Annotated in this window: 13 protein-coding genes; 3 read left to right on the top strand and 10 right to left on the bottom strand. The window is 68.7% G+C overall.

What is annotated here, in order from left to right:
• From E5198_RS18250 to recR, 3 genes are all read left to right on the top strand, one after another.
• On the top strand, positions 1-639 hold a 639-nt coding region (locus E5198_RS18250), incomplete at its 5' end, for a DNA polymerase III subunit gamma/tau C-terminal domain-containing protein (protein ID WP_305956074.1).
• Between the two features lie 9 nt (positions 640-648).
• On the top strand, positions 649-975 hold the full coding sequence (locus tag E5198_RS18255; protein WP_136491381.1) for a YbaB/EbfC family nucleoid-associated protein: 327 nt from the start codon (positions 649-651) through the stop codon (positions 973-975).
• Positions 976-1073: 98 nt separating this feature from the next.
• A complete protein-coding gene (gene recR, locus E5198_RS18260) occupies positions 1074-1673 on the top strand; it encodes a recombination mediator RecR (RefSeq protein ID WP_136491382.1) in 600 nt (199 codons plus the stop codon).
• Positions 1674-1745: 72 nt separating this feature from the next.
• Here recR and fnr read toward each other — a convergent pair whose 3' ends face one another.
• From fnr to E5198_RS18310, 10 genes are all read right to left on the bottom strand, one after another.
• Entirely contained in the window at positions 1746-2489 is a 744-nt protein-coding gene (gene fnr, locus E5198_RS18265; RefSeq protein ID WP_136491383.1) for a fumarate/nitrate reduction transcriptional regulator Fnr, read from the bottom strand.
• A gap of 88 nt (positions 2490-2577) precedes the next feature.
• Positions 2578-3960, bottom strand: coding sequence for an oxygen-independent coproporphyrinogen III oxidase (gene hemN / locus E5198_RS18270; protein WP_136491384.1), 1383 nt, complete (start codon positions 3958-3960; stop codon positions 2578-2580).
• Between the two features lie 79 nt (positions 3961-4039).
• Complete coding sequence (locus E5198_RS18275) at positions 4040-4756, bottom strand: sulfite exporter TauE/SafE family protein (RefSeq protein ID WP_136491385.1); 717 nt, start codon at positions 4754-4756, stop codon at positions 4040-4042.
• Positions 4749-4973, bottom strand: coding sequence for a cbb3-type cytochrome oxidase assembly protein CcoS (ccoS, locus tag E5198_RS18280; protein WP_136491386.1), 225 nt, complete (start codon positions 4971-4973; stop codon positions 4749-4751). Before ccoS ends, E5198_RS18275 begins: the two co-directional genes overlap by 8 nt.
• 13 nt (positions 4974-4986) lie before the next feature.
• Entirely contained in the window at positions 4987-7461 is a 2475-nt protein-coding gene (locus E5198_RS18285; protein WP_136491387.1) for a heavy metal translocating P-type ATPase, read from the bottom strand.
• Between the two features lie 10 nt (positions 7462-7471).
• Positions 7472-7978 carry a FixH family protein gene (locus E5198_RS18290; protein WP_136491388.1) on the bottom strand — a complete coding sequence of 169 codons (507 nt, stop codon included), beginning with the start codon at positions 7976-7978 and terminating at the stop codon, positions 7472-7474.
• A 15-nt stretch (positions 7979-7993) separates the two neighbouring features.
• Positions 7994-9409, bottom strand: a complete 1416-nt coding sequence (ccoG, locus tag E5198_RS18295) for a cytochrome c oxidase accessory protein CcoG (protein ID WP_136491389.1) — start codon at positions 9407-9409, stop codon at positions 7994-7996.
• Positions 9410-9637: 228 nt separating this feature from the next.
• On the bottom strand, positions 9638-10552 hold the full coding sequence (gene ccoP / locus E5198_RS18300; protein ID WP_136491390.1) for a cytochrome-c oxidase, cbb3-type subunit III: 915 nt from the start codon (positions 10550-10552) through the stop codon (positions 9638-9640).
• The gene (locus E5198_RS18305; RefSeq protein ID WP_136491391.1) at positions 10549-10734 is read right to left on the bottom strand and encodes a cbb3-type cytochrome c oxidase subunit 3; all 186 of its coding nucleotides are present in this window, start codon (positions 10732-10734) and stop codon (positions 10549-10551) included. The genes ccoP and E5198_RS18305 overlap by 4 nt, the downstream gene beginning before the upstream one ends.
• A 6-nt stretch (positions 10735-10740) precedes the next feature.
• On the bottom strand, positions 10741-11067 hold a 327-nt coding region (locus E5198_RS18310), incomplete at its 5' end, for a cbb3-type cytochrome c oxidase subunit II (RefSeq protein ID WP_178084097.1).

Here is an 11067-nt window from a genome sequence, read left to right on the forward strand (position 1 = left end):
CGCCCGGCGCAGCCGCTCGCACGTCCCGAACCGGCCGGCCGCCCGCCGGCTCCCGCGGAGCGCACCGAGGCTGCGCCGGCGGCACCCGCCGGCCCTGTCGCCGAGGAGGAGCCTGCGGACGAGGGCGACGACTACGAGTCGATCGACATCGATGCCTATGCCTATCTGGAAAGCATGCAGCCGGTCGATGTGCACGAGCCGCTGGAGCCCGAGCCGGCCGAGGAGGTGTTGCCTGCGGCCCGCCCGGCCACCGGCCTGGCCGCCGAGTGGCTGGAACTGTTCCCGCGGCTGGGGCTGGCGGGCATGACCGCCAGCATCGCGGCCAACTGCAGCCTGGTGGCGAAGGACGGCGACCGCTGGCACCTGCACCTGGACCCGGGGCAGAGCGCGCTGTTCAACGCCGGTCAGCAGCGCCGCCTGACCGATGCGCTGAGCGGCTATCATGGTCGACCGTTGACCCTGCAGATCGATATCGTCCGGCCCGAGCAGGAAACCCCGGCTCAGGCCGCCGCCCGAGCACGCGCCGAACGCCAGCGCGCGGCCGAGGCGTCGATCCATGCCGACCCGCTGGTTCGGCAGATGATGGACCAGTTCGCCGCGGTGATCCGCGACGGCACCATAGTACCCCTGGACAATTGAGGTGATCCCATGATGAAAGGTGGCATGGCCGCGCTGATGAAGCAGGCCCAGCAGATGCAGGAAAAGATGCAGAAGATGCAGGAGGAGCTGGCCAACGCCGAGGTGACCGGCCAGTCCGGCGCCGGCCTGGTGAGCGTGGTGATGACCGGTCGCCACGACGTCAAGCGCGTCTCCCTGGACGACAGCCTGATGCAGGAAGACAAGGAGATCCTCGAGGACCTGATCGCCGCGGCGGTGAACGACGCCGTGCGCAAGATCGAGCAGAACAACCAGGAGAAGATGGCGGGCATGACCTCCGGCATGCAGCTGCCGCCCGGCTTCAAGATGCCGTTCTGATCCTGACTTTCCGTGCTGCGTATGGCGCACCCCGGGTGATCGCTCTGTCGCATCCGTAGGGGGCGCCGCGCGCACCACGCACTTCGACGGTAATTTCCATGAGTTTCAGCCCCCTGATCCGCCAGTTGATCGACGCCCTGCGCATCCTGCCGGGCGTCGGTCAGAAGACCGCCCAGCGCATGGCGCTGCACCTGCTCGAGCGCGACCGCAGCGGCGGCCTGCGCCTGGCCCAGGCGCTGAGCCGGGCGATGGAGGGGGTCGGCCATTGCCGGCAGTGCCGCACGCTGAGCGAGGACGAGCTGTGCCCGCAGTGCAGCGATCCGCGCCGTGACGACGAGCTGCTCTGCGTGGTGGAGGGGCCGCTGGACGTGTTCGCCGTGGAGCAGACCGGCTATCGCGGGCGCTACTTCGTGCTCAAGGGCCACCTGTCACCACTGGACGGTCTGGGGCCGGAAGCCATCGGCATTCCCGAGCTGGAGGCGCGCGTCGCCGCCGGCGCGTTCAGGGAGGTGATCCTGGCGACCAACCCGACGGTCGAGGGCGAGGCCACGGCCCACTACATCGCGCAGCTGCTGGCGCCACGCGGCCTGGTGCTGTCGCGCATCGCCCATGGCGTGCCGCTGGGTGGCGAGCTGGAGCTGGTCGATGGCGGTACCCTGGCGCATGCCATGGCGGGGCGCCGGCCGATCGGCCTGTAAGCCACCGGAAATGCACAACGCCCGCTGCGGCTTGCCGGAGCGGGCGTTGTTCTTTGCGTGCTGCCGTGTGGCTCAGCCTTCCAGGCGGCCGCCGGCCAGACTGCACAGCTCGACCGAGTCGAGGATCTGCACTTCCTTGCCTTCGGCCAGCAGCAGGCCGTTCTGCTGGAAGCGGGTGAACACCCGCGACACGGTTTCCACGGCCAGACCCAGATAGTTGCCGATCTCGCTGCGCGACATGGCCAGGCGGAACTGGTTGGCCGAGTAGCCGCGGGCGCGGAAGCGTGCGGAGAGGTTGACCAGGAAGGTGGCGATGCGCTCGTCGGCGGTCTTCTTCGACAGCAGGAGCATCATCTGCTGGTCGTCGCGGATCTCGCGGCTCATCATGCGCATCAGCTGGCGGCGCAGCTGCGGCAGTTGTACCGACAGCTCGTCGAGCTTCTCGAAGGGGATCTCGCACAGCGAGGTGGTTTCCAGCGCCTGGGCCGACACCGGGTAGGCCATGCCATCCATCCCCGACATGCCGACCAGCTCGCTGGGCAGGTGGAAGCCGGTGATCTGCTCCTCGCCGCCGTCGGTGACGCTGAAGGTCTTCAGCGCGCCGGTGCGCACGGCGAACACCGAATTGAAGCTGTCGCCCTGGCGGAACAGGAACTCGCCCTTCTTCAGCGGCCGGCCGCGCTTGACGATGTTGTCCAGCGCGTCCATGTCCTCGAGATTGAGGGACAGCGGCAGGCACAGCGGGGCGAGGCTGCATTCCTTGCAGTGCGCCTGCGGCAGGTTGCGTGCCTTGATGGTGTCTTGGCCGGCAGTCATGGCGAATCCTTACCTAATACAACAGAAAGTTGGGCAAGGTTACCCCAGCCAGCCGGAGGCTGCCAGTGTGCCGCCGCGACCATTTGGCTCAGATGACGCGGGAGAAGCGCTGGGTGTCGAGCATCGGCAGGTAGCGGTCGAACAGCATGCACACCGAGCGCACCAGCAGCCGGCCGGCCGCGGTGATGTCGATGCCCCGGGGGTCCAGCTGGATCAGGCCGTCCTCGGCGACACGCTGCAGGCTTGGCCAGACATCGTTGAAGTAGCCGCGGAAGTCGATGTTGAACTGCTCCTCGATCTCGGCGAAGTCGAGCCGGAAGTGGCAGATCAGCTGCTGGATCACCGCGCGGCGGATGCGGTCGTCGCTGGTGCAGTGCAGGCCGCGGCGGGTGGCGAGCTGATTGGTGTCGAGGGTGCTCTGGTAGTCGGCGATGTCGCTGCTGTTCTGGCAGTAGAGGTCGCCGATCTGGCTGATCGACGACACGCCGAGGCCGATCAGGTCGCAGTGGCCGTGGGTGGTGTAGCCCTGGAAGTTGCGCTGCAGGCTGCCTTCCTCCTGGGCGATGGCCAGTTCGTCGTCGGGCAGGGCGAAGTGGTCCATGCCGATGTAGCGATAGCCGGCGGCCGTCAGTTGCTCGATGGTGCGCTGCAGCATCTCCAGCTTGGCGCCGGGGCTGGGCAGGTCCGCGGCGTTGATCCGCCGTTGCGGCATGAAGCGCTCGGGCAGGTGCGCGTAGTTGAACACCGACAGGCGATCGGGCTGCAGGGCGATGACTTCCTCGACGGTCCTGGCGAAGGACTCGGGGGTCTGCAGCGGCAGGCCGTAGATCAGGTCGATGTTGACCGAGCGGAACTGCAGGGTGTGGGCGGCCTCGACGATGGCGCGGGTTTCCTCGACGCTCTGCAGGCGGTTGACCGCGCGCTGCACGGCCGGGTCGAAGTCCTGCACGCCGAGACTGACGCGGTTGAAACCGATGTCGCGCAGCAGGCCCATGGTTGCCCAGTCGGCCTCGCGCGGGTCGATCTCGATGCTGTAGTCGCCGGTGTCGTCGTCCAGCAGGTGGAAGTGCTGGCGCAGGCCGGTCATCAGCTGGCGCAGCTCGTCGTGGCTGAGGTAGGTCGGCGTGCCGCCGCCGAAATGCAGCTGCTCGACCAGTTGGTCGGGCGAGAGGTGGCGACTGATCAGTTCCGCCTCGCGCAGCAGGCGCTGCAGGTAGGGTGCGCTGCGCCCGCGGTCCTTGGTGATGACCTTGTTGCAGGCGCAGTAGTAGCAGATGTGGGCGCAGAACGGCACGTGCACGTACAGCGACAGCGCGCGTCTGGCCTGGGCGCTGTCGCGCAGGGCGTGGAGCAGGTCGAAGGGACCGATGCCGTCGTGGAACTGCACGGCGGTCGGGTAGGAGGTATACCGCGGCCCGGCCAGATCGTAACGGCGGATCAGATCGGTATCCCAGCGGATGGCGTCGAGCATGCGGTTGTCTCGGATTATCAGACGTGCTTTGCAGTCTAGAGTCCGGGCTGCGGGGGGGTGTTGACTTGCATCAACCGCTTCAGTGTGCGCCTTGCAGGCTGGCGTGGCCGCCGCCGTGGCCCATCAGCCAGTCCTGGTGCGGGCCGGGCAGGGTCCACAGGCCGAACAGGATCACCAGCATTCCGCCGGCGATGCGCACGCCGCGGCGGCGCAGCAGGGCGGTCAGCCGCTCGGCGGCCAGTCCGGTGGCCAGCAGCACCGGCAGGGTGCCGAGGCCGAAGGCCAGCATCAGCAGGGCGCTGTCGAGGGCGTCGCCCTGGCTGGCGGCCCACAGCAGTGTGCTGTAGACCAGGCCGCAGGGCAGCCAGCCCCACAGTCCGCCGAGCAGCAGGGCGCGTCGTGCGTCGCGTACCGGCAGCAGGCGGCGGGCCAGCGGTTCTATGTGGCGCCAGAGCAGGCGGCCGGCGCCTTCGATGCGGGTCAGGCCGCCCCACCAGCCGGCCAGGTACAGGCCCATGGCGATCAGCAGCAGGCCGGCGAGCGCGCGCAGCACGGTCGCCGCCGGGCCGCTGGCCAGCGCCCAGCCGGCGGTGCCGAGCAGCAGCCCGGCGAGGCCGTAGGAGGCGATGCGCCCCAGGTTGTAGGCCAGCAGCAGCTGCAGGCGGCGCGGCCGCTGCTCGGCGGGGATGGCCATGGTCAGCGCGCCCATCAGACCGCCGCACATGCCGATGCAGTGCCCGCCGCCGAGCAGGCCGAGGACCAGGGCCGAGACCAGCAGGGGCAGCAGTTCAGCCACGCGGCGGCTCCCCGTCGCCGCGTTTGCCATCGCCGTGGCCGGAGCTGGCTTCGTCGATGCCGGCCTGGTGCTGGGGATCCTCGTCGTCGAACAGGATGCTGTGCGCCGGGCTGTCGAGGTCGTCGTACTGGCCGTTGTCGACGGCCCAGAAGAACATCCAGATGGCCAGGGCGACCAGCACCACGGCGACCGGGATCAGCAGGTAGAGGGCGGACATGGGAACCTCCGGGTCAGGGGCGGCTGCTGGCGTCGGCCAGGACCGCGGGGGCATGGCCGGTGGCGGCGGCGACCGGCCGGCTGCCGGCTTTCACCCGGCTCAGGCGCAGGGCATTGAGCACCACCACCAGCGAGCTGGCCGACATGCCGATGGCCGCCCAGCCGGGGGTGATCCAGCCGAGGGCGGCGAACGGCAGGATCAGGCCATTGTACAGGCAGGCCCAGGCGAGGTTCTCGACGATGATGCGACGGGTGCGTCGCGCGACGTCCAGCGCCTGCACCAGGCTGGCCAGGCGGTTGGACAGCAGCACGGCATCGGCGCTGGTCTTGGCCAGGTCGGTGGCGCTGCCCATGGCCACGCTGATGTCGGAGCCGGCCAGTACCGGTACGTCGTTGACGCCGTCGCCGAGCATCAGCACGCGGCGTCCCTGCTGGTGCAGCTCGCGCAGCACGGCGAGCTTGGCGTCCGGAGTGAGGCCGCCGCGGGCGTCGTCGATGCCCAGTTCGGCGGCGACGCTGGCGACCATCGGCGAGCTGTCGCCGGACAGCAGCAGCACCTGCCAGCCGCGGGCGCGGGCGGCGTCGACCAGCGCGCGGGCGTCGCCGCGCAGGCGGTCGTCGAGGCGCAGCCAGGCCAGCGGTCCCTGCTGGTCGCCGAGCAGCAGCCACTGGCCCGGTTCGGCCGGCATGGCCGGCGGCGTCTGGCCGGCCAGCTGGCTGACGAAGACCGGCTCGCCGATGCGCAGGCGACGGCCGTCGACCCGCCCGTCGAGGCCCTTGCCGGGTTCGCTGTGCACTTCCTCGGCGGCCAGCGGGGCGCGCCCGAAGGCGCGGGCGATGGGATGCTCGGAGCGGTTTTCCAGGACGGCGGCCAGGCCCAGGCATGCCTGGCTGTCGAGGGCGCCGAGCGGGCGCACCTCGCGCAGGGTCAGGCGGCCTTCGGTGAGGGTGCCGGTCTTGTCGACGATCAGGGTGTCGATCTGGTTGAGGCTTTCCAGCACGTGGCCGCGGGTCACCAGCAGGCCGAGCTGGTGCAGGCTGCCGGTGGCGGTGGTCAGCGCGGTGGGGGTGGCCAGCGACAGGGCGCAGGGGCAGGTGGCGACCAGCAGGGCGAGGACGATCCAGAACGCCCGCTCGCTGTCGATCTGCCACCAGACCGCGCCGACCACCGCGGCGGTGAGCAGCACGATGACCAGGAACCACTGCGCCACCTTGTCGGCCAGCTGCGCCAGGCGCGGCTTGTCGGCCTGGGCGCGCTCGAGCAGGCGGACGATGGCGGACAGGCGGGTGTCGTCGCCGAGCGCCTCGACCTGCAGGGTCAGCGGCCCCTCGACGTTGAGGGTGCCGCCGGTGACGCGCTGGCCGACGCCGCGCGGCTGCGGCAGGTATTCGCCGGTGAGCAGCGACTCGTCGATGCTCGACTGGCCGGCGAGGATGGTGGCGTCGGCCGGGATCACCGCGCCGGGCGGCACCAGCACGCGGTCACCGAGCTGCAGCTCGCTGAGCAGGATGCGCTGGCTCTGCTCCTGGTCGTCCAGGCGCAGGCAGGAGGCCGGCAGCAGGTTGACCAGCTGGGCGGTGACCTGGGCGGTGCGCTCGCGGGCGCGGCGCTCCAGGTAGCGGCCGGCGAGCAGGAACAGGGCAAACATGCCGACGGCGTCGAAGTACAGCTCGCCCTCGCCGCTGACGGTGGCCCACAGGCCGGCGACGTAGGCGCCGCCGATGGCCAGCGACACCGAGACGTCCATGGTCAGGTGGCGGGTGCGCAGGTCGCGCAGGGCGCCGCGGAAGAACTGCCCGCAGCAGTAGAAGACGATCGGTGTGGTGAGGAACAGGCTGGTCCAGCGCAGGATGCGGTCGAAGCTGTGACTGAGGTCGAGGTTGAACTCCGGCCAGGTGGCCATCGAGGCCATCATCACCTGCATCCACAGCAGGCCGGCGACGCCGAGCTGGCGCATCGCCCGGCGATTCTCCCGCTGCATCTGCTCGGCGGCGGCGTCGGCCTGGTAGGGGTGCGCGGCGTAGCCGATCCGGCGCAGCTCGGCGAGCAGCTGGCTGAGCGGCAGGCGGGCGTCGTCCCAGCGTACCTGCAGGCGCTGGTTGGACAGGTTGAGGCTGGCCTCGCTGACGCCGGGCAGCTTCTTCAGGTGGTGCTCGATCAGCCAGCCGCAGGCGGCGCAGCTGATGCCCTCGATCAGCAGGCAGGTCTGCGCCTGTTCGCCGTTGTGCTGGACCAGGCCCTGCTGCACGTCAGCACGGTCATAGAGGGCCAGTTCGTCGCTCAGGGCCTTGGGCAGCGCCTCGGGGTTGGCGGCGGTTTCGCTGCGGTGGCGATAGTAGCTTTCCAGACCGCCGGCGACGATGGCCTCGGCCACCGCCTGGCAGCCCGGGCAGCACATAGCCCGCGATTCGCCGAGCACGTGGGTGTGGTAGGGGCTGCCGTCGGGAACCGGCAGCCCGCAGTGGAAGCAGGGCAGGGGCGTGGTCATGCCGCGGCGATCAGGGCGCGAGCTGGATCGGACGGCCGTCTTCCAGGACGAATTCGTCGAACAGGCGCCAGTCCTTGCCGCCCTCGCTGCCGATCAGCTCGACGAAGCGGCGGCCGCTGACCGCATCCTGCATCTGGCCGCGGTACAGCCCGGCCTCGCCGGCCACCGGCTGGAGAATGACGCGGCGGTCGCGCTCCGGCTGGGTCGGCGAGATCAGGTTGAGCACCAGCTGCGCCGGCTGGCTGATGCCGCTCAGGCGCAGCTCGGCGCTGCCGGCCTGCTCGTCGAGGGTCAGGCCGGCCTGCATGCCCAGGCGCTTGGCCAGTTGCTCGCGCTCGAGCGACTGGTTGATGCCCTTGCCGACGTCGTAGTAGTTGTCGGCCACCAGGGTGTCGGCGGTACGTACGGATACCACCACCAGGGTCACCCCCAGCACCACGGCGATGGCCAGGATGGCGATGACGAACCAGGCCCAGAACTGCTTGTACCAGCGACTGGTGATCTCGGGCTGCTGCATGCTCTCTCTCTACTGTCAGCGGACGCGCGGGCCGATGAAGCGGCTTTCGGCGTCGAAGGTCTTGCCGGGAAGATCGGCGGCCTGGATTGTAAAGAGAATCTCGTTGGTGGTGGAAGGCAGCTTTTCCGGATCGATGGACAGCTCGATCGGTACCGACAGCACCTCGCCGGCGGCGGCGCGCACCTCACGGCTGCCTTCCAGGGCCAGGCCGTCGAGCCCCTCGACGCCGATGGTGTAGACGTGCTCGCGCTGGTCCTTGTTCATGATCCGCAGGGTGTAGACGTTCTCGATGCGGCCTTCCTCGTTCTCACGATAGAGCACGCGGTCCTTGAGCACGTCCAGCTCGGCCAGCGGGCGCATCAGCAGGGCGGTACCGAAGGCGCCCATCATGATCAGCAGGGCGATGGCGTAGCCGATCAGGCGGGGGCGGACGATATGGGTCTTGTGGCCGTTGAGGTTGTGCTCGGTGGTGTAGCCGACCAGGCCGCGCGGATAACCCATCTTGTCCATGATGCTGTCGCAGGCGTCGACGCAGGCGGCGCAGCCGATGCAGGCGATCTGCAGGCCGTTGCGGATGTCGATGCCGGTCGGGCAGACGTGCACGCACATCTTGCAGTCGATGCAGTCGCCGAGGCCCTGGGCCTTGTAGTCGGCATCCTTCTTGCGCGGGCCGCGCCTCTCACCGCGGTTGGCATCGTAGGAGACGATCAGGGTGTCCTTGTCGAACATCACGCTCTGGAAGCGCGAGTAGGGGCACATGTGGATGCACACCTGCTCGCGCAGCCAGCCGGCGTTGCCGTAGGTGGCCAGGGTGAAGAAACCGACCCAGAACAGCGCCCAGCCCTCGAGGTTGAAGGTGGCGAGATCGACCACCAGCTGGCGGATCGGGGTGAAGTAGCCGACGAAGGTCAGCGCAGTGAGCAGGGCCACGCCCAGCCAGATGGCGTGCTTGGCGGTCTTGCGCAGGAACTTCTCGGCGCTCATCGGCTGCTTGTCGAGCTTCATGCGCTGGTTGCGGTCGCCCTCGGTGACCTTTTCCGCCCACATGAACACCCAGGTCCACACGCTCTGCGGGCAGGTGTAGCCGCACCAGACGCGGCCGGCGAACACGGTGATGAAGAACAGGCCGAAGGCGCAGATGATCAGCAGCCAGGACAGCAGCATGAAGTCCTGCGGCCAGAAGGTGGCGCCGAAGATGTAGAACTTGCGCTCCGGCAGGTTCCACCAGACGGCCTGGCGATCGCCCCAGTTGAGCCAGGCGGTGCCGAAGAACATCAGGAACAGGAAGGCGCCACTGACCAGGCGGATGTTGCGGAACAGCCCGGTGAAGGACTTGGTGTAGATCATCTCGCGCTTGGCGTAGAGGTCCACGCTTTCGCCTTTCTTGACAGGGGCGGGGGTTACATCCTGTACGGGAATCTTGTCGCTCATCGGTCTCTACCACGGCTGGAGGAGGAGAGGTGCCTCGCGGTACATGGCCACGGGGGCTGTTCACCATGGGTGCAATGGTACGCCTAATGGCGACGGGCTGCATGCGACGGGTCGTCGCGCGATACCTGGTGGGGTATCGCGTTGGCGTGGTTTTTGTGATTCGCGCGCAATGAAAAACGCCGCCCTCCGGAGGCCGGGGGGCGGCGTTGTCGGTTACGACCCTGGCGCTTACTTCTGCGACAGGCTGTACACGTAGGCAGCCAGCAGGTGCACCTTGTCGTTGCCGAGCAGCTCCTGCTGCGCCGGCATCTGGCCCTGGCGGCCGAGGCGGATGGTCTGCTGCAGCTGGGTCAGGCTCGAGCCGTACAGCCAGCCGGCGCTGGCGGTCAGGTCCGGGGCGCCCATGGCCGGAGTACCCTTGCCCTGCGGGCCGTGGCAGGCGACGCAGTTGGTGGCGAAGATCTTCTGGCCGGCGGCGACGTCGGCACCGTGGCCTTCCGGCAGTTTCAGGCCGGCCAGCTCGCTGCGCACGTAGGCGGCGACGTTCTTCACGCCATCCTCGCCGATGACCGCGGCCCAGGCCGGCATGATGCCGTGACGGCCGCCGAGGATCGAGGTCTTGATGGTGTCGGCCTCGCCGCCCCAGCGCCAGTGGGCGTCGGTCAGGTTGGGGAAGCCGTAGCTGCCCTTGGCGTCGGAGCCGTGGCACACCGAGCAGTTGGAGGCGAACAGACGCGCGCCCATCTTCAGGGCCTGCTCATCCTTGGCCACCTCGGCCACCGGCATGGCGGCGTACTTGGCGAACAGCGGGCCGTACTCGGCGTCGGCGCGGTCCATTTCCTTCTTCCACTGGTTGACGCCGGTCCAGCCGTTCTCATAGCCCGGCAGGACGCCCTTCCAGTTGCCCAGGCCCGGGTAGAGCACCAGGTAGCCGAGGGCGAAGATCACGGTGCCGACGAACAGCAGGAACCACCACTTGGGCAGCGGGTTGTCGTACTCCTCGATGCCGTCGAAGCTGTGGCCCACGGTCTGATCGGTGGTGTCCTGACGCTGGCCCTTGCGGGTCGCGAACAGCAGCCAGGTCAGCGCCACTATGGTGCCGAGGCTGAGTACGGTGACGTACCAATTCCAGAAACTGGTCATTCGTGCTTACTCCTAGAAGCTTCTTCTTCACGCTTTTCGGATTTGGGCTCATCGGCGAACGGCAGATTGGCCGCTTCGTCGAAGCTCTTCTTGCGCCTGCCGCTGAAGACCCAGAGCAGCAGGCCCACGAAGGCGATCAGTACGATGGCTGTGCCCAGTCCACGCAGAGTCCCGATATCCATGGTGCGTTACCGTTTGTTCTTGATGCTGGTGCCGAGGACCTGCAGGTACGCGACCAGCGCGTCCATTTCGGTCTTGCCCTTGACCGCGTCGCGGGCACCGGCGATGTCTTCCTCGGTGTACGGCACGCCCAGGGTACGCATGGCCTGCAGCTTGGCGGCGGTGTCCTTGCCGGTCAGCTTGTGCTCCACCAGCCAGGGGTAGGAGGGCATCTTCGACTCCGGCACCACGTTGCGCGGGTTGTACAGGTGGGCGCGGTGCCAGTCGTCGGAGTAGCGGCCGCCGACGCGGGCCAGGTCCGGACCGGTACGCTTGGAGCCCCACAGGAACGGGTG

This window comes from Pseudomonas sp. A-1, assembly GCF_004801855.1.
Lineage (GTDB): Bacteria > Pseudomonadota > Gammaproteobacteria > Pseudomonadales > Pseudomonadaceae > Geopseudomonas.

Excerpts from the sequence above, each read along its gene's own strand:
- E5198_RS18255 (WP_136491381.1), top strand. The coding sequence starts at position 649 with ATGATGAAAGGTGGCATGGCCGCGCTGATGAAGCAGGCCCAGCAGATG.
- recR (WP_136491382.1), top strand. The coding sequence starts at position 1,074 with ATGAGTTTCAGCCCCCTGATCCGCCAGTTGATCGACGCCCTGCGCATC.
- fnr (WP_136491383.1), bottom strand. The coding sequence starts at position 2,489 with ATGACTGCCGGCCAAGACACCATCAAGGCACGCAACCTGCCGCAGGCG.
- hemN (WP_136491384.1), bottom strand. The coding sequence starts at position 3,960 with ATGCTCGACGCCATCCGCTGGGATACCGATCTGATCCGCCGTTACGAT.
- ccoS (WP_136491386.1), bottom strand. The coding sequence starts at position 4,973 with ATGTCCGCCCTCTACCTGCTGATCCCGGTCGCCGTGGTGCTGGTCGCC.
- E5198_RS18285 (WP_136491387.1), bottom strand. The coding sequence starts at position 7,461 with ATGACCACGCCCCTGCCCTGCTTCCACTGCGGGCTGCCGGTTCCCGAC.
- E5198_RS18290 (WP_136491388.1), bottom strand. The coding sequence starts at position 7,978 with ATGCAGCAGCCCGAGATCACCAGTCGCTGGTACAAGCAGTTCTGGGCC.
- ccoG (WP_136491389.1), bottom strand. The coding sequence starts at position 9,409 with ATGAGCGACAAGATTCCCGTACAGGATGTAACCCCCGCCCCTGTCAAG.
- ccoP (WP_136491390.1), bottom strand. The coding sequence starts at position 10,552 with ATGACCAGTTTCTGGAATTGGTACGTCACCGTACTCAGCCTCGGCACC.
- E5198_RS18305 (WP_136491391.1), bottom strand. The coding sequence starts at position 10,734 with ATGGATATCGGGACTCTGCGTGGACTGGGCACAGCCATCGTACTGATC.